This is a genomic window from candidate division WOR-3 bacterium, from assembly GCA_039801365.1.
In the GTDB taxonomy this organism is placed as follows: Bacteria; Hydrothermota; Tepidihabitantia; order Tepidihabitantales; family Tepidihabitantaceae; genus JBDRUN01.
This window is the reverse complement of record JBDRUN010000017.1, coordinates 16295-33838: the sequence shown is the minus strand read 5'-3', so window position 1 is coordinate 33838 and position 17544 is coordinate 16295. Positions and strand designations below refer to the sequence as shown.

General features: G+C 58.9%; 12 protein-coding genes. 4 read left to right on the top strand and 8 right to left on the bottom strand.

Going from position 1 to position 17544, the window contains the following annotated elements; all coding sequences use genetic code 11:
- Positions 1-169 precede the first annotated feature (169 nt).
- Both ABIL25_03965 and ABIL25_03960 read right to left on the bottom strand, forming a co-directional pair.
- Positions 170-2209, bottom strand: coding sequence for a M1 family aminopeptidase (locus tag ABIL25_03965; protein MEO0081436.1), 2040 nt, complete (start codon positions 2207-2209; stop codon positions 170-172).
- 9 nt (positions 2210-2218) lie between these two features.
- Complete coding sequence (locus ABIL25_03960) at positions 2219-3208, bottom strand: aspartate-semialdehyde dehydrogenase (protein MEO0081435.1); 990 nt, start codon at positions 3206-3208, stop codon at positions 2219-2221.
- A 90-nt stretch (positions 3209-3298) separates the two neighbouring features.
- Here ABIL25_03960 and ABIL25_03955 point away from each other — a divergent pair, with 90 nt between their 5' ends.
- Positions 3299-4762: a hypothetical protein gene (locus ABIL25_03955; GenBank protein ID MEO0081434.1), complete on the top strand. Its 1464-nt coding sequence runs from the start codon at positions 3299-3301 to the stop codon at positions 4760-4762.
- 62 nt (positions 4763-4824) lie between these two features.
- Here the strand turns inward: ABIL25_03955 and ABIL25_03950 are convergent, their stop codons facing one another.
- Genes ABIL25_03950 through ABIL25_03935 form a run of 4 tightly spaced genes read right to left on the bottom strand, consistent with a single transcriptional unit; the run spans position 4825 to position 7734 of the window.
- The gene (locus ABIL25_03950; protein ID MEO0081433.1) at positions 4825-5295 is read right to left on the bottom strand and encodes a hypothetical protein; all 471 of its coding nucleotides are present in this window, start codon (positions 5293-5295) and stop codon (positions 4825-4827) included.
- A 9-nt stretch (positions 5296-5304) separates the two neighbouring features.
- Positions 5305-6549: a hypothetical protein gene (locus ABIL25_03945; GenBank protein MEO0081432.1), complete on the bottom strand. Its 1245-nt coding sequence runs from the start codon at positions 6547-6549 to the stop codon at positions 5305-5307.
- A gap of 10 nt (positions 6550-6559) precedes the next feature.
- Complete coding sequence (locus ABIL25_03940; protein MEO0081431.1) at positions 6560-7138, bottom strand: penicillin-binding protein activator LpoB; 579 nt, start codon at positions 7136-7138, stop codon at positions 6560-6562.
- A 53-nt stretch (positions 7139-7191) separates the two neighbouring features.
- Positions 7192-7734 (bottom strand): hypothetical protein, encoded by a 543-nt coding sequence (locus ABIL25_03935; GenBank protein ID MEO0081430.1) that lies wholly within the window; start codon positions 7732-7734, stop codon positions 7192-7194.
- A 210-nt stretch (positions 7735-7944) separates the two neighbouring features.
- Between ABIL25_03935 and asnA the strand changes: the two genes are divergently transcribed.
- On the top strand, positions 7945-9213 hold the full coding sequence (gene asnA / locus ABIL25_03930) for an aspartate--ammonia ligase (protein MEO0081429.1): 1269 nt from the start codon (positions 7945-7947) through the stop codon (positions 9211-9213).
- Positions 9214-9355: 142 nt separating this feature from the next.
- Here asnA and ABIL25_03925 read toward each other — a convergent pair whose 3' ends face one another.
- Both ABIL25_03925 and ABIL25_03920 read right to left on the bottom strand, forming a co-directional pair.
- Entirely contained in the window at positions 9356-13126 is a 3771-nt protein-coding gene (locus ABIL25_03925) for a C25 family cysteine peptidase (protein ID MEO0081428.1), read from the bottom strand.
- A gap of 189 nt (positions 13127-13315) precedes the next feature.
- The gene (locus ABIL25_03920; GenBank protein ID MEO0081427.1) at positions 13316-13777 is read right to left on the bottom strand and encodes a flavodoxin domain-containing protein; all 462 of its coding nucleotides are present in this window, start codon (positions 13775-13777) and stop codon (positions 13316-13318) included.
- A 258-nt stretch (positions 13778-14035) separates the two neighbouring features.
- On the opposite strand from ABIL25_03920, the gene aqpZ reads away from it, so the two are divergent.
- Positions 14036-14737, top strand: coding sequence for an aquaporin Z (aqpZ, locus tag ABIL25_03915; GenBank protein ID MEO0081426.1), 702 nt, complete (start codon positions 14036-14038; stop codon positions 14735-14737).
- 556 nt (positions 14738-15293) lie between these two features.
- Entirely contained in the window at positions 15294-17540 is a 2247-nt protein-coding gene (locus ABIL25_03910; GenBank protein ID MEO0081425.1) for a tetratricopeptide repeat protein, read from the top strand.
- The last annotated feature ends 4 nt before the right edge of the window (positions 17541-17544 follow it).

Genomic DNA, 17544 nt, shown 5'->3' with positions numbered 1-17544 from the left:
GTCGAAGGACAGGCAGTGCCGACGCAACCATCTCGACTTCAAGCTGGACAAAGCTCATGATTCGAGTACAAATGTATTCTGAGGCAACGGGGCGTCCTCGAGTACATCCATATATGAGGCAACAGGGTACTTTTCCCTGCCTGCGGCGGACCCGGCCTGGTGCCGACCACTAGTCGACAAGCGTCACGCGGCAGGCCGAAGTTGATCGCTCAGTCGAAAGTCGGCAGAAGTACACGCCAGCAGGGACGGACCGAGCAGATGAATCAAGGCGGTCCCAGACTATTGAGTATGGAGTATGGGTGATGGAGTACGGAATCGGAATGGTGCGCACAAGGCGACCAGCAGCATCGGTTATCTCAAGCTGCGCGTGGTGCCCGGGTCTGCCCCAGACCTGGAAGTGTACTTCGCGTTTTGCCGGACTGGGAGCGACTCTGAACCCGGAGAATCCTGGAATCCGAGGACCGGACCCTGGTTCTTCCGCGACACCAGTGTAGTAGGTGGAATCCAGAACCCAGTTGTCCGGGTCGGTCACTGCTTCATCAGGCCGGAAATGAAGCAGGAATGTGTCAATTTGCGGGCTTGCCTGGGGCCGGATTGTGACGAGCGTATCCTGTCCCTGTCCGGAGAATCTAACCGGCAGTGGCATATGGAATACCGGCGGAGCAAGGTTGCCGTTCTGCTGGGTGAGGTACGTTACGACGCGAAAGCTGTCGCCGGCCGGTTCCTTGGTCCAGTTCAGGTAGTAGCGCGGGAATCCAGCCTGGTAAATCCACTCGTCGAAGAACCAATCGAGGTCCATTCCGGTGACCTGTTCGTTCACACGCTTGTAGTCTTCGGTCGAGGCCGTGCCATAGGGGAAGGAATCCCGGTAGGCGCGGAGCGCAGTAAAGAATATGCCCGGGCTTTCCCAGGCGGTGTCGCCCACGACGTAGCGCAGCATGTGCTCGACCCACGCGCCTTTGCAGTAAATCGTGCCATAGTCGTAAATCTGAGACCAAGGCGGATTGTAGATTGGGAACCGGTAGGTCCGGTCGCGTGAGAAGAAAGAGCTGGCCCGGCCCCGCATCAGGTTGGCGAAGTAGGCCCGTCCCTGCTGGCGGCCCATGTACAAGACCTCGGCCCAGGTTGCGAATCCCTCGTTGAGCCAGACGTCAGCGTATCCCACGTGAGTCAGCATGTCACCCCACCACATATGGGAAAGCTCGTGTGCCTGGACTATGTCCGAGCCGCCCGGGATGTAGCTAGTATGGAGCATCACCGTAGTCTGGTGCTCCATGCCACCCCAGGGAAATCCGTAGTACCCGGGTATGAACCCGAACCGCTCGAAAGGATATGGGCCAAACCGCAGCGTGTCGGAGAAATACTCAATCATGTCAGGCAGCCGCGCAAAGCCAGCACGAGAAGGCGCAGAGTCCTGGGGCCACATAAAGTGGATGATTGGGATGGTGTCGCCTGTCTGGCCGACAACGGTGTCCTGCCATGAGGTAAAGCGCGAAGCCGAGAATGTCATCAGGTAGGTGCAAATCGGGTAAGGGTGTCGCCACCAGTAGGTACGTGTGTTATTGCCCGTGTTCACCGTGACCGAATCGCATAGGCCGTTAGACGACGTCTGAAAAGTGTCCGGCACGGTTAGGTTTATCATACAGCCGCGCTCAGCCTTGTCTGATGGATGGTCATAGCAGGCAAACCAGAAGTGGTTATTAGTAGGACAGCCACAGGTCATCGCGTGGGCATAGATGCGGGTCGGCGGACGGCAAAAGTAATAGGCGTTCTGAACTGCAGTTGATTCGCGGTGAAAGAATATGTCAATCAGCGCCGAGTCACCCAGGGGTACGGGCGAGGCGAGGTCGATCTTCAAAAGCCCGGGTGGAGTCGAGAATACCTGGGGTATGCCGGAGCGTTTGACCGAGTCGCAGACCAGGCCGTCAAAGTCAAGCGAGAAGGTGTCGAGCGATGGCGCATTACTGGCGATACAGACCTGTTCGCGGCAGGTATATCCGGCGTGGGTCATCGGCAAATCGAAGTCGAGCCGGTAATGCCGGACGTCGTAGGAATGGGAAGATTCCGCACAGACGACAGCGGAAGACTGCCAGACCGCACCTGGCTTGCCCGGGAGCGGCAGAGAAAATGGGAGTTCCTGCGGTGGTCGGGATTCGGCAACTGATACGAACAGGAGGGCGAACACAACCAATAACGACAGGTATCTCACTTGTTTTCCTTAGTTGATCAGCTCGGCAATCTGGATGGCGTTGAGCGCCGCTCCCTTGCGCAGGTTGTCGGTCGCGACCCAGAACTGCAGTTCGTTTTCCTTTGCCCCTTGCCGAACCCGGCTAACGTAGACTGCATCGCGGCCACGGCAGTCGGCGGGCGTGGCGTACTCGTTGTCCCTAGACAGGACCAGACCCTGGGCGTGCTGCAGAACGTTCCGGGCTTCGCGGACAGTAACCTTCCGGCTAAATACCGCGGTCACGGCCAGACAATGGCCGACTGAGACCGGCACCCGGACGCAGGTAACACATACGCGCAAATCAGGTAGCGACAGAATCTTTGCTGTCTCCTGCATCAGCTTCAGCTCCTCACCAGTGTGGCCGTGCCGGTCAAATGAGTCAATCTGTGGTATTACGTTGTCAGCAATCTGGTAGGGTAGAGGACTGCCCTTTGTGTCCACCGGCCGGCCCAGGGCAACGAACTCGGTCTCGTAACGATACTGGTTCAGAGCGGCCCGGCCAGCACCGGATACCGACTGATAAGTAGCGATGTATAACGCCTCGAGGCCAAATCGCTTGTGCAGCGGAGCCACCGCTACGGCTAGCGGGATCGTGGTGCAATTAGGGTTGGCAATGATGTTCTTGTGACCCTTGATCGCTTGTGAGTTCACCTCGGGCACGACCAGGGGGACTTCGGGCTTGAGTCGGAACTCAGATGACTTGTCAATGACCGGGCAGAGCTTTGCTACCTCGGGCACGAGCTTGCGCGCAAGTTCAGGTTCAACGCAGAAGAAAGCAACATCGAGGCCCTTGAATTCCTCGGCAGCGAACTCCTTCACTTGGTATTCGCGGTCGCGGAACAGAAGTTTGGCACCTGCGCTGCGGGCCGAGGCAAGCAGCCGCAGGTCCTCAATCTGATGGGGCCCGGATTCCAGAAGGCGCAGGAGGGTCTCACCAACAAGTCCGGTTGCGCCAGCAATGGCAATTCGTTTCATGTCCATTGAATCAAAATTATCAGCGCTTGAGCCGGTGTCAAGCAACGGCGCCGGCTTGACAACGACGCCATTTGCTACTAGAACAAGCTAGCGGAAATGGTCGGAACAGATACCGGGGCCAAGGGCCTGACCGGTGCGTATAATCCGCACAGAAAGGATGTGATGATGAGAATGAGCGACAGGTCCAATCTAGCCGGCCGTATCATGGCCGTAGTTTTACTGACGGCAGCAACCCTGGCTGCCTGGGAGCCACCGGTTGTGTTGTATCAGAACGACACTGCTTGCTACTTGCCGCTGGCCAATACTTGGGCCTTGGCCGCAGCTCACGACACACTGCACGCGGTGTGGTACGGAGCAGCAAACGGCAGCTACGATATATTCTACCGCCGGTCACTCGACAACGGCGTGAGTTGGCAGCCACCGATACGAATCTCCGATGACTCGGTTTACTCCGGATATCCCGGGGTAGCAATAGCCGGCCCCTTTGTCCATATTACTTGGGTTCGGGGCATTGACGAACAAGGCGATTCAGGAGCCCAGGTGTATTATCGCCGCTCGACCAACGCTGGTGCCACATTTGAGCCCGCGGTTCAGCTCTCGCACAGCTCGGGCGGGTATTACGGCGCTTGGTTTCCTTGCATCATCACCGAAGGTACTTGCGTGCATCTCGCCTGGGAGGATGATCGACTGGGCGACGACCAGATATACTACCGGCGTTCGACTGACAATGGCGCAACATGGAACACTGAGAATCCGGTGCTGAATCTGACCGGATACGTGAATCCGACCCTTGCTGCAATCGGTACCACTATCATCTGTGCCTACTACGACTTTTGGGGTGAGGTAGTGTACTATCAACGTTCGACCAACAACGGGAACACTTGGCTGGCCAGGGTCGGCATCCCAACCCCGGACGTCTCAGATTGTCCGTGCCTGGCCTCGGCCGGCGACACGGTACACCTGGCTTACTGCGACGGTCGGAACGGGTTCTGGGATGTGTGGTATCGGCGCTCGACCGACCGGGGTGTAACCTGGACTCAGGACACCTGTATCTGCCCAGACATGAATCAGACCTGGACCGTGAACATCGCGGCTTCAGGCTCGAACGTCCATGTAGTGCGCGGGGACATGGGGGCGTATCAGGTTCATTACATCCGCTCGACTGACGGCGGCCGAACCTGGGACCCGGAGCAGTGCATCTCGGAGAGCGTACCTGGGCACGATGCAATGCACTACACGGTCGCGGCCGCAGACTCCAACGTGCACGTGACGTTTGACAAGGAGAAGTGGATCTACTATCGCCGCTGGCTCGGCGGTAACCCGGTCGGTATTGGACAGGAGCGGGTCCTGGCCGGGCTGGGTCGGTCTTCGACCATGTTCTCTGTTTCAGTGCGGATGCGAGGCAAGGAACATGAGGAGTTCGACGTGTTCGACTTTACCGGCCGCCGGGTAGGTCGCTTTCTTGGTGCCGAGCTCGGCTTGAACCTTGCGGCCGGTACATACGTCATCCGGCCTGCGCACGGTCGTACCGACCGAATGAAGTTGGTGAAAGTCCGCTAGCACCGGGCTGGCCGGCATACCCGGCGCGAGACTATTGAACCAGACCTGAACCGATGCTTGCGCTAGCGGCCGGCGCCAGAGTACTTGTTGATACCTCGGACCATCACCTTGATCCGACTGATTTCGTCCGCCTTCTTGGGCGCCATGAACTTGAACCACTCCTCCTGGGATGATTCGAGGTTTATCTGGTGCCAGCCCCATGGGTCATCGAGCTGAACGCCGGAGCGGTCATAGAACTGCACCTTCATCAGCCCGCCGATGCGCACACCCCAGCCGTTCCTGACCAGGATGCTGACGAACAGGGCGTCGTTCTTCTCCTCTTCCTTGACATCCAGAATCTTAATGTCGTTTGCCAGGAACGGATTGTCAATGTCCCAGCGCCTGGTTCCAGCATCCCGATCAATAATGACAGAGTTGATGCGGGCACTGCACGCCAGTAGCGACACGGCGCCCAGGACGCAGAACTTCGCGAACATCTTGAATGGAGTTCTGACATCAGATTGCTGGAATATGCGTTCTGACTTAGTCTTCATACACTCCTCCTAGTATTCGTAGAACTCTTTAGCCAGACCGGCGGTTATAAAGTACAGTTCCTCCCCCTGAGCTGGCGGATGAGATGAAGTTACTGTCCGGCCGCCAGTAACAAGGGCAGCACGCCGGTTCCTGCCGGACAGAGGATACACGCATGAACCAAGCAGCCCTTGGGGTCCGAAGAACTCAAGTCGGACTTCGTTTGTGCCGGACGGTAGGGCTAGACGGGCAACTGCGATTGCCGTGGGGGCGTAGCCCCATGCCCGCTTGTCCTGATTGGCGCGCTCGTCCCCAAGCACGAGGTCGCCGGCCAAATCGCCGATTGCCTCGCCATGCCTTGGAAACAGATACTCGGCCAGGACCGTACCACAGCAGCGCAATCCGGTGCGGGTTGCCTCAGCGCTCGCTTTTTGCAACGCCTTGCGCGATGCCTCGGCCTCGGTCAGGCGGACGTCGAACCGGTCTGAGTACGGCGGCAGCTCGGCAACCGGCCTGTTGTCAGCGTAAACAACGGTTCGGCCGAAAGAGTCTTCGGAATGGTGGTCAACGTGCACGACTAGCTCGTTTGTTGCCTCGGGCATACCGGCCTTGAGCATCTCTACCCGCCTGATGAGCGAGGTGGCGTCAATGCCGGTTCCAGGCATGTCCGCAAGCCCGCGGTACTCGATAAGCGCGTCGTCGTACAGCTGCAGCTTCTCGTACACGAGCCCCATGTAAAAGTTTACCACGGGTAGTTTTGATGCATCCTGGTCCATCTGCCGGAGCTTCTTGAATTCAACCAGTGCCTCGGGCAGGTTGTTCTCGGTAAGGTAGCAAAGACCAAGGTACAGGTGTACCAGCTCGCGCTCACGCTTCGTGAACCGGTACACCTTGCGACTGTCCACGACCAGCCACTGGTAGAATTTGGCCGCCTCCGGGATATTGCCGTCGTCAATCTTGTATGCGGCAGAGAACGCCTGCTTGGATTCCTTCAGGTTTCCCGCGTAGAAACTGGTCACCGCGCAATTGAGCAGACTCAGGGGATAGGATATGTCCTTGGCCTCGAACTGTTTCTCTGCTTCACGTCGGAATCTCGCGGCCGCGCTGTCGTAGCTCAAGTTGGAGAAATATCTGGGCCCGGGCGGGACGGTTGACGCGCTTGGCGCGCAGGCGGTAATCAGGGCCAGCCCGAACGCGAATGCAGACGCAATAATCCAACACTTGCCACTCCGGTGCCGCGATTTCTCGTCCACTTGGACGTCGGTCCTTGGACCCATTGTTCCTTTTCTACTCGAACCACCCCTTGGTCGAGCGTTTCTTGAGCTCCTTTTCGTCGGCCCACTCGATAACCGAAGTCTTGACATTTACGAGCCGCATCGTGAGCTTGTAGTAGGCAAGCGTGGTTGCGCCCGAGGTCTTCTCAATACTCATGATGTCGCCGGTCAGGAAGTAGTCTGCGCCAACAAGGTTGCCCAGCTTGACCGCACCCTCGACGTCAATCCGCTGGTTCTCGACCAGGGCGATTTCCTGTGCCTGTTTCTTGAGAAGTTCGCGATCGACGACCCGGAACCGACCGAGCTTCACCAAACTGACCATTATTTTCTCGGAGATGCCGTCCGTATCCACGTGCTGAGAGGTACGGTTGCCGATGCGCAGGAACGCTATGGTAGGCTTTTCTTGGGTCTTGGGCAGTTCTGCTTCGGAAAGCGACATCACCATCTTTTCGGCCAGAAGTTTCATGTCCGTGTCCGAATAGGTGTAGTCCCACTCGGTCACCTCGTCCGGCCGGACATAGTGTGACGAAGCGCAGGCCGCGACTAGACACCACGCAACCAGCGCTAGGCTGTATCGGATTACCTTTTTCATTGCGACTCCTTTGATGCATTTAGACGTCTTACTGGCCGCACGGTCACGGCCACCTATTTCAGACTCTCGACCAAAAGCTCGACGAAAGCAGTTGCCAGCCGGGAAGTGCTTACCGCTGAGTCCGGTTCGTACAGTGCCCAGACGAGGACCTTGTCCTGCGGCACATCAACGAGCGAAAGCGATGCGATGTTCACCTTCAGACTCCGGCACGGGTGCTGACATTCGCGACCGCAGTCGGACGGACAGACCGGCTCGGTAACGACCATACCGGTGAGAAGCACGTTGGCGCCGGCCGTGCGCGCGACCTGCATCGGGTCTTTGCCTGGCTCGCGCCGCAACTTGCCGAAACTGTTCTCATCCGGGTAGGCGACTTTGATGCCGCGGCCAAGCAGACCGATGGCCGTGACGTCCTCCATTATGCGGTTGACGAACTGGTCGTCGCCGGTGAGCACGACCGCGGCCTTGCCGATTATCGTAAGCTTGCCCTTGGCATCCTCGTGCACGAACTTTGCTGCCGGTTCAAGCTTTGCGGCCAGGCCGACGGCTACCAGCACGGTCAGCACCGTGATGATCATGCTGCGGCTGAACTTACTCATGACATCACCTCCTGGCATACGATGAGCATAGAAACGCGGAACCGTGTTGTCAAATGCGGGGCGCTGAATAAGGCGCCGGCACCTTGACAGCCGATGTGCCCTGAGTATCCTTGGCCAACTGCTCGCAGCAATTCCGCGAATAAACAACGTGGTCCGGGTCGCAGACGCGACTCAAGACCAAAGAATAGGTGCTACAAAGGAGTTGACCCGATGGTAAAGAAAGCCAAAAAGGCAGTAAGAAAAATAGCTAAGCGGCCAGTAAAGAAGAAGATAGCCAAGAAGATAAGAGCCACAGGTTCAAGACACAAGGCCAGGCCAATAGCCCAAGGGTTTATGCCCAAACCTGGCAAAACCGGCAAGGCCGCAGACTTAGCCGGTCCCGGTGTCTCAACCTACGAAGAAGTTGACAAAATTCTGCCGATTGGGTACCGCTCGATTCTTGACAACAAGGAGACCCAGCGAGCTCTCTACGCGGTCAAGCGTTACGTGGAAGACGGTCTGGCTCAGGAGCTGAACCTACAGATGGTGCAGGTGCCGCTGATTGTCGAGAAAGAAAGCGGTATGAACGACAACCTGGACCGGGACGGTTCACGTACACCGATTGATTTCCCGTGCGGGCTGGGTATCTCCCCGCGCATCAATGCTCAGATAGTTCAGGCCGCAACCAAGTGGAAGCGCTGGGCCCTGAAACAGTACGGCTGCCAGGTCGGCGAAGGTATCAACACCGACATGCGGGCCGTGCGCAAGGACTATTTCCTGGACCATGACCATTCCTCCTATGTTGACCAGTGGGACTGGGAACGGGTCATCACCGCTGAAGACCGCAACCTCGAATTCCTGAAGATGGTCGTCCGGAAAATCTGGAAGGTCATCACCGGTGCCGAGGACTTTGTACAGCAGATGTACCCACAGCTTCGGGACCCGCGCTACCCGAATCTGCCCAAGGAGTTGACTTTCATCCACGCCGAGGAAATCCTTGAGCGCTATCCTGACCTGCCGCGCAAGCAGCGCGAGACAAGAATCCTTCAGGACTACTCACCGGCCATATTCATCATCGGTATTGGTTGGGTCTTGAAGGACGGGTTCCCACACGAGATGCGGGCTGCGGATTATGACGACTGGGTGACCGACACGTCCAAGGAAACCGGCAAGGACACCCACGGCCTGAATGGCGACATTCTGGTGTGGAACCACGTGACCAAGCGCCGCCACGAACTGTCTTCAATGGGTATCCGGGTTACGAAGGAAACTCTGGTGAAGCAACTGGAGCTTTCCGGTCAACTGGACCGGCTGGAGCTGCCGTATCACAAGATGATAATGAACGATGAGATACCGCTGTCCATCGGCGGCGGCATCGGTCAGGGCCGGCTCCAGATGTTGCTCTTGCGTAAGGCACACATCGGCGAGGTGACGGTCACGGTGTGGCCCAAGCAGCTACACGAAATCTGCGAGAAGCACAACATCTACGTGCTGAAGTAGCACGTGACCGAGTCGTTTCCAAGGGGCGGCGCAAGCCGCCCCTTCTATCGGGCGCGAGGCGACTGGCCCGACTCTACCGTCGCGCCGATGAGCAGAGAGCCGTGGCAGGGATGCTACCACGGCTCTCTTGTTCTGCCAGACCCTAGCGGGTCAGTATCAGTTTCTGCCGTCGCGTGCTGCCCGGCGCATCGAGCTTTACAAAGTACACGCCCGGCGCGAGCGCACGTCCGTCCCAAGTCCGGGTATGGCGGCCCGCGGCCAGTTCGTCACTGACAATCTGGCTGACTTCGCGGCCCGACGCGTCGTACACCGCAAGCTCCACCCTGCCGGCAATCGGCACGTTCCAGCTCACCGTTGCTCGACCAAGGCACGGATTGGGCCATAGTGCAAGTCCTCTTACGTCAACGAGCGCAGTCCATGGCTCGGATGAAAGTCCGACTTGGCTTGGCGGGTCAGTGGTGTATAGGACGGCGCGGCCAGCCGCAATCGCAGCGCAGCCTTTGTGATAGGAACCGTCGTACAGACACTGAATCCCGACCTGCTGGGTGCCGTCCTGAAGCCCGATGGTACTTGAGGTGTATCCATTGGCAGTCCGGTATTGGACGAGAATCCTCGAGTTGCCGTCCCCAGCCGCAAGCGTCGTGTCGTAGAAGATGAACTCAAACTTGTCGCGAATCGAGTTGTCGTAGTACTTGACCGAATCAAACTCAACTACGAACCGGTGATTGGCCGCGTCATGATAGTAATAGGCATAGTCCTGGCTTGAGTATCCGGGGTACAGGTCGTCCCAGTTGGCGCAGATTGCCCGGGGCGGTGCTGCGGTCGAGGGGAGACCGGTATTGGTGTAGTTCGTGGTCGTGTAGTTGCCGGGTACAATCCAGCCGTCCGCGGAAATCGAAAGCTGGGTGAAGCGCTGGCCGTAGTATTTGACCGGCCCGAACCCCGTGGGCAGGTTCACAGTGATGACCGCATCGTTGTGGGAGAAGTTGAGTTGCGTGCCCTGGCTTCGGATTTCGACCCACTGGTACTGCGGGTGATGGGTGTACCCGGTGTCCTTGTCGTCGTAGGCCCAGTACAAGGCAGGCAGCCGCGGGCCGTCTGGTATCGGGTCAATGTTGCGGAACTCGCCGACGATGATATTGAATGTGCGCACGACCGAGTACCCGCCGTCAGCGTAGAGGCGAAGCGTGCAGACAAGCGGCGTCTCGGGCGGGATTCCGGCCTGGGCCCGGACTGTGTACCAGTCGCCGGCGTTGGTTGCACTGTCGCCTTTACGCACCCTGCCATAGCTTGCGGTCGAGTCGAGCACGATAAGCCTTGAGTCGCCGGACTTGAGCACGCCGCGGCAGTTGTAACCGTGCCCGAGTCCGGTGTTGGCAATCCAGACCGCGAGGTCAACCGTTTCGTTCGGGTCGAGTCGGCCGTTGCCGTTGCCGCCGTGGGCAGTGTCCACGACTGTCTGCGTGCGCTTTTCAAGCACCGGGGTGCCGACCTGATAAGAGAGGAGTGATACCCAGACCGAGTCATTCGCATCCCGGCAGATAAGTGAGCAGGCGACCGAATAGGCATTGGGCAGGCCGGAATTGACGTGCAGGCCGAACCCGGGCACGCCGGTGAACGCCGAGTCGCCAGCCCCGATGTTGCCGAAGCTACGGGCCGAGTCCGTTACCTGGGCATTCGGGTCAGCAGTGCGGAACTTTGCGGTCACCGACATTGCGGTCTGCTGTCCCCAGTTCTTGACCCAAGTCGGGATGTTAACAGTCTCGCCCGGGTTCAGGATTGAGTCGTTGTTCCCGCCCGGAGCCGGGTCAAGCACCCACGAGCGCAGATGCGAGACATAGCGGTTCGAAGCGATGACCTGAACCGTGTCAAGAAACGGGAAGTGGTCCCGAGCACTGACGGTCATCGTCATCGGCCCGGGCGTAAGCGCCGAGACAAAGAGTGTGACCTGGCCTGAGGAATTGGTCCGGCCCTTGACGTCAACCTCGCCCGGTTTCTTGAGACACACGAGTGCGGAGCAGACCGGCGCGAAACCGGTCGTGACCGTGACTGGGTAAGGTACGTTGTTGCCGATGGTGATGACGCCTGAGTGGGCGACGTTCACCGGAGTCGGCTCCGCGGTCCAGAGCGGCGTCTCAGGGTCGCCGATGAGTGTCAGGTCGTAGATACAGAACCGTTGGTGCGCGTACTGGTAGAGCGAGTCCGCGTACGGCGCCCAAGTCGCCTTGGAATATGCCAGTGCCTGGCCGGTCGCGGGCATGCCGTAGTAGAACACTCCAGCATAGAGCGTGGTGTCGAGCCGTTCCGAAGGACCGGGCACGTAGTTGCCGCCCGGACCGATTGCGCCGTAACCGTAGCGCGTGTTCATTACCGTGGCGATGAACCCGCCGCCAACGCGGTTGACCATGTGCTCGGCCAAGCAGTCGCCGCCGGACACCTGGTCCCAAGCCGCGCAGTCGCAGGCGATTGCCACCGCCACACCGGTCTTGTCGCCGTTGGTCATCGCCTGGGCATTGGTTGAGGAGAAGTACGGGGTCGATCCCATGTAGATTCCGGTCGGGCTGCCATGACCGTCCCAATGGCTCATTCCCCAGCCGCGGTTCAAGGACTCGCAGACCGCGGCCTGCGAAAGGGTGCCGTTGCGCTCGTACAGCCTGCCAATCTGGAACGCACGGCTGGAAGCCTGACGTGCGATTGACTCGACCATCGGCCGCTCCTCGTAGCTCGACCAGAGAATCGCGGTCGGCAGGAGCATCCGCTTGATGAACCCGGTCGGCGGACTCTGCTCGTACTTGATGGTCTTATTGACAAAGTTCTGAGCCATTGCCACGGTGTACACTGATGCCCGGCCGACATACACGTCTGAGTACATGTCTGCGTTATCGGGAATCTCGCCGTAGGTGTGGTTGCCATTCGCGTCCCAGTTGCCATCTAGGCCAGCCCAGTACAGGTCACACGGCTCTGCGCCGTTACCTTCGTACTGGGCCATCCGAGTCGGAAATATGTTCTGGCCAGTGTTGGCGTAGTCGCCTGAGCCGCCGAGGAGCACGTACTGTGTGCCCCAGGTCGCATAGGCGTCCTTGATGAAATTACGGATTTTTTCCTGAAGGTCGTAGCCGGTATAGTTGGCGTTTATCCAGGAAATCAGCACGACCTTTCCCGGAACTCCCTTGAGCGTCTTCCAGTCGGCAAGACGCTGGAAAACAGTGTCCATCGGCGCCTCGGTCACGACAACGTAGTCGTAGTCGCCGGGCGGCAAGACACTGGTGGTGCTGCGCCGCACCGCAGGCGCGAAGCGGGTTACATCTTCGGGGTTCGCAACAAGCCGTTTGACTACCTGTCCGAACCTGTTGCGCTGCCGCTCAGTCGCGACCGCAGCTCGTTCGCCCTCGGCGTATGTCAGGCGAAAGGTCAGCTTCGTTGCCAGCCATACCCGGCCGGTTGCAGGCGAGTACTGAACCGGCCGAAGCTCAACATTGGCGATGCGGTATCCGGCCATCGTACCAGACGCAAGCAGCCGAAGGGTCTGTGCCGGATAAGGCTCGGCCGATGAGTAAACCGAATGGTCTGGCCCGACGAGTCTTGGCTTTTCGTCGTGTCCGGGTCTGGGCAGTATCACGTCGGGCTGGGCCGGGCCAATATTGTAGGTCCCGGGCAGCTCGACCCATTCTACGGTCAGAAGTTCGACACCAGTAGCAATCGCCCCAGACGGGATAACAAGCGACTGCACAACAAGCGGCAGCAAAGGCTCGCCTGGTGGCGAGAGCGCCGGAAACCCGGTGATGTTCACGGCATCATAGTTATTGTCCTTGGAGATGATCAGGTCGGACCGGTCGAAACGGACCGTCTGCGTCATCGTGCCTGCCACGAGCGGCAGACAGACGGCAATCAGCACTGCCAGCGATCTCTTCACAGTTACTCCTTTGCCCCTGCAGAGGCAGAACATACTAGTCCCCCGGGCACCGGTGTCAATGCGCCTGGCCTGGGTCGGTCCTCCAATCCCTGCAACGAGTACAACTTTCCCCCGCTGAAATGGCACGCGACCGAATGACCACAGGCGCAGGACAAACCGCCCCTTGGCTTTGTGAGGTCTGGGCGCGGCCTACTGGTTCATGAATTCGATCAATGGCCCGACGGCGGCGCGGTCAGTTCGGTCGTAGTCCTTTGCCTTCATTATCTTCATCACCAGCCGGTCGAGGAACCCCATCCGAGCCAGAGTGATGCGACCGGTAAAATACCAGAACCGCATCGCGGCTCGGGCCTCTTCGGTGAATGTCTTGTCGTACACCTTGCGGCAGTTCGGGCTGGTCGGGTCCTCGCCGCCGACCGCAAAGAAGGCGACCTTCTTGCCCGCGAGGCGCGGCAGCCATTGTTTGACGAAGCTGGCTATCTTCAGGCGGAAGGCGTAGTAGGGACAGCCAAATACGATGACGTCATAGTTCGAAAGGTCGAGCTGTCCTACCTTGGCCAACGGCACGAGCTCAGCGCCGGTCGCTTCTGCGATCCATCGGGCGTAGTCCTCGGTTGAGCCGTATTTCGAGTAGTAGACGATAACCTTCTTCAATTGCACTCCTATGTTGTCTCTGAGCACAGCATGGCCGGGCGGGTTACTTGTCCAGCGGTGAAGTGGTGGCGCGGTAAACCGCGGCCATCAGGCAGCAGTTTCTTCTTCACGCGGCATTCTAGGAATTCTGCGGACGGGAATCAAGCCGTGCCGACTGCTCACTGAGAGTGCTTGACAGGCCGCTGCAATGGCGGAAGATGATGCGAACACGCCTTGGGACGCAGTCCACAGGCCAAAGTAGCGAGAAAAGGGGGTAGAATGGCTGAGAGAAGCTGGAAACGCTACCTGGCCGAACTCATCGGGACTTTCTGCCTGGTGTTTATCGGCTGCGGCAGCGCGGTAATCGCCGGCAGCCACATCGGGTTCGCCGGCATATCGGTTGCGTTCGGGCTTGCGGTGCTCGCGATGGTCTACGCAATCGGCCCAATTTCCGGATGTCACATCAATCCCGCAATATCGCTCGCAATGCTGGTTGCGGGCAAGCAGAAGGTCGTTGACACCATAATGTACGTCGTGGCGCAGTGCGTGGGCACGGTACTTGCCGCGCTTGTACTCTACGCGGTCGCGGCCGGCCTGCCCGGGTATTCACTTGCAGAAAACGGTCTTGGCCAGAACGGTTTTGACGCTGGCTCGCCGGCCGGGTACCCGCTCGGCGCGGCGTTTCTGGCCGAGGTCGTGCTGACTGCGCTGTTCGTCTTCGTTGTGTTCGGTGCGACGAGCGAGAAAGCGCCGGCCGGATTTGCCGGGGTTGCCATCGGCCTCGCGCTGGTTTTCATTCACCTGGTCGGCATTCCCATCACCGGCACGTCGGTGAACCCGGCCCGCAGTCTGGGCCCGGCGCTTGTGGTCAGGGGCCAGGCTTTGTCCCAGGTCTGGGTGTTCATCGTCGCGCCCTTAATCGGCGGTATCATCGCGGCCTTGGTCTGGATGCTGGTGCGCGAGAAACCGGCCGCGGCGTAAGCGTCAGCGCTGACGGTGCCTTTTCTAGACAGGCGCGGTCCTGTCCGTATCTTGTCACGCCACAAGAAGCTCGGCTAGTTGTCGGACTTCAACGCGGGCCGCCCTCTAGGGCGGCCCCTTTTTTCACGCCTGCCGTTCGCTCGTCGCGCCACGCTCCGTGGGGCGGCTGAAAACCGGCTTCTGCCATTCTAACTCGCCGAAATACTCAGCAATGAGAACACATGCGACACCCTTTTCCCACCACATTTGCCCTATCGGTCAGACTGGTCGCCGCAGCCCGTTCACCCCAGGACTTCTCTTCGATCCGCCATTTCCGGGCAAGCCCGCCATGGTTCTGAAACCGGGAATGGCCTGTGCCGACGCTTCTCATCTTTGCGAAGTCTGACATTGCCGGTTCGACTTCGACCTGCGATAAGCCGCGCTGGTTGTGTCTGCGGCGAGTAGGTCTGTATCGCCAGCACCGTGCCAGCGCTTGACACCGTTCGCTTCGACCCTAACATCCGGCCGTGGCGACGCGGTCGGTCCTGACAGAGCCGCGGCATGAGTTTGTGATGAGTTGCCGGGACTTTCAACGCGGGGAACGATGCAAGAAACATTCTCGCTGAACAAGGCGAATCGGTGCTGCGCAGTCGGGCGCGGTGTCATCTGGCCAGGTCGTCATGCCATTCTGGCTGTTGTTGCAGCCTTTGTCGGGTCCCGAATCGTCTACTTCTTGCTCGGCGTGCGATTTGACACTAGTGCATTCCCCGCGGCTATGCACTTCATTGACCTTCCGCTGATGAAGACCAATCTCTTACAGTCAATCTACTACCTCCACGGCCAGCCGCCGCTTTACAATTTGTTCGTGGGGTTGGTTGTGAATCTGTTCCCGGAGCACTACGGTTTGGCGCTGCACGTTGTCTATCTGGTGCTGGGCTTGAGCCTTGCGGTTGGCCTGGTGATACTGATGTTGGGGCTCGGCGTGTCGCCTGCACTGAGTGTGCTGCTGGCCGGACTGTTTGTGGCATCTCCGGCAACGGTGCTTTACGAGAACTGGCTGTTCTATACCTATCCAGTCACCGTACTACTTGTCCTCGCAACGGTCTTCCTTCATCGTTTTCTTGCCAAAGGACAGGTGTGGCACGGGCTTGGCTTTTTCTCGCTGCTTGCCGCGATTGTCCTTATCCGGAGCCTGTTTCACCTTGCCTGGTTTCTGCTTGTGGCTTGGCTGCTTGTTCTGTTGCAACCGGGTCGGCGCAAGCAGGTGGTATGTGCCGTAGCCGCACCACTGATGATTGTGCTCTTTGTCTATGTCAAGAACTTGGCACTCTTTGGCCAGTTCACGACTAGCACCTGGCTTGGTGCGAGCCTGTCAAAGCTGACTCTGGCGATGCCGCTAGCTGAGCGCCAGACCTTGGTTCATGAGGGCAAGCTCTCGCGTTTCGCACTCATGCATCCGTTTGGCAGCGTTCGGTCATTTCGACCATACATTCCTGACCAGCCAGTTACCGGTATTCCGATACTCGACCAGGAGACTAAGGCCGATGGCAGTCCGAATGCTCACAACCGGGCATTCATTGACATCTACGGCCGTTATCTACGCGATGCAATGTACGTTATTCGACACCGTCCCATGGTGTACCTGCGCAGCGTACTCAGAGCCTGGGCAATCTGGTTCTTTCCGACAAGTGACTTTGTCTGGCTTGCACCCAATGGGCTGCGGGTCAGACCGCTGGTTGAGTTCTGGACAGCAGTGTTCTCAGGTACGCTGATTGCGACGCCGTGCTACAAGACCTATGCGTCTGGCCACGACTTTGCGGACATTGGTTTCTTCTCGGTACTCGCTTTTGTTTCGGCACTCGTGTTCGGGCTCGTAGGCTGCAGGGTAAGCTTCAGTCAGCAAAGGCCGGGGTCGGACGAAGCCGCAACGCAAACGACCGTGCTGGTTATGGTTTTGACCATCCTGTATGTGGCAGTGGTCGGTAACGCGGCCGACATCGGCGAGAACAACCGGTTCCGGTTCATGGTTGAGCCACTTGTGCTTGTACTAGTCGGACTGCTGTTTGATACTGGACTGCGCCGGTTCCGGAAACAGCTCCTGATGGTGCTCGGCATCCTGGCCGTGGCCGGCATCGGCGCATTTGCGCTCCAGCGGGCATTTCCGAACCCCAGGATTCGGGGCCGGCAGTTAGTGTACGCTGCTGACATTAGCCTGGCAAGAGGCGACTTTGACCGGGCAGAGGCTGAGCTGCGCCGTGCGGTTGAGCTTGACCCTAAGTCTGCGGATGCACGCTTTCGACTGGCGACGGTGCTTGCCGGTCGCGGGGAGCTGAATCGGGCAATAGCCGAGTTCCAGGAAGCGGTTCGGCTCAAGCCTGACGAACCTGATTTCCGTCAGCAACTGGCCGTGCATCTGGCATATGCCGGCAGGTTCGACGCTGCGCGCCGGGAGTTACGTGAACTCAGGTGTCGCTACCCGTTCTCGGCCGAGGTTGCGAACTACCTTGGTCTGACGTGGCGTCTCGAGGGGCGACTTGACTCGGCAATTGCCGAGTTCTGCCAGGCCCTTACGCTCGACTCCCTAGCACCGGAGCTTTCCTACAATCTAGGCAGCACGCTGCTGGCCGCGGGAGAGAACCGCTCAGCAATCATCTACCTCGACCGTGCGCTGCGTTCAGACCCAAGCTTCGGACCGGCAATGGTCAGCTTGGCCGCGGCCTACGACAGCATCGGCCAGCCGGACTCGGCTACTGTCTGGCGAGCCAGGAGCTGGACGGATGGCCCCGAGTTCCGGTACCGCTATGCCATTTGGAAAGAAGACTAGCAAT

Coding starts and splice junctions, on each gene's coding strand:
- ABIL25_03960 (MEO0081435.1), bottom strand. CDS start 3,208: ATGGACATGAAACGAATTGCCATTGCTGGCGCAACCGGACTTGTTGGT.
- ABIL25_03955 (MEO0081434.1), top strand. CDS start 3,299: ATGGTCGGAACAGATACCGGGGCCAAGGGCCTGACCGGTGCGTATAAT.
- ABIL25_03950 (MEO0081433.1), bottom strand. CDS start 5,295: ATGAAGACTAAGTCAGAACGCATATTCCAGCAATCTGATGTCAGAACT.
- ABIL25_03945 (MEO0081432.1), bottom strand. CDS start 6,549: ATGGGTCCAAGGACCGACGTCCAAGTGGACGAGAAATCGCGGCACCGG.
- ABIL25_03940 (MEO0081431.1), bottom strand. CDS start 7,138: ATGAAAAAGGTAATCCGATACAGCCTAGCGCTGGTTGCGTGGTGTCTA.
- ABIL25_03935 (MEO0081430.1), bottom strand. CDS start 7,734: ATGAGTAAGTTCAGCCGCAGCATGATCATCACGGTGCTGACCGTGCTG.
- asnA (MEO0081429.1), top strand. CDS start 7,945: ATGGTAAAGAAAGCCAAAAAGGCAGTAAGAAAAATAGCTAAGCGGCCA.
- aqpZ (MEO0081426.1), top strand. CDS start 14,036: ATGGCTGAGAGAAGCTGGAAACGCTACCTGGCCGAACTCATCGGGACT.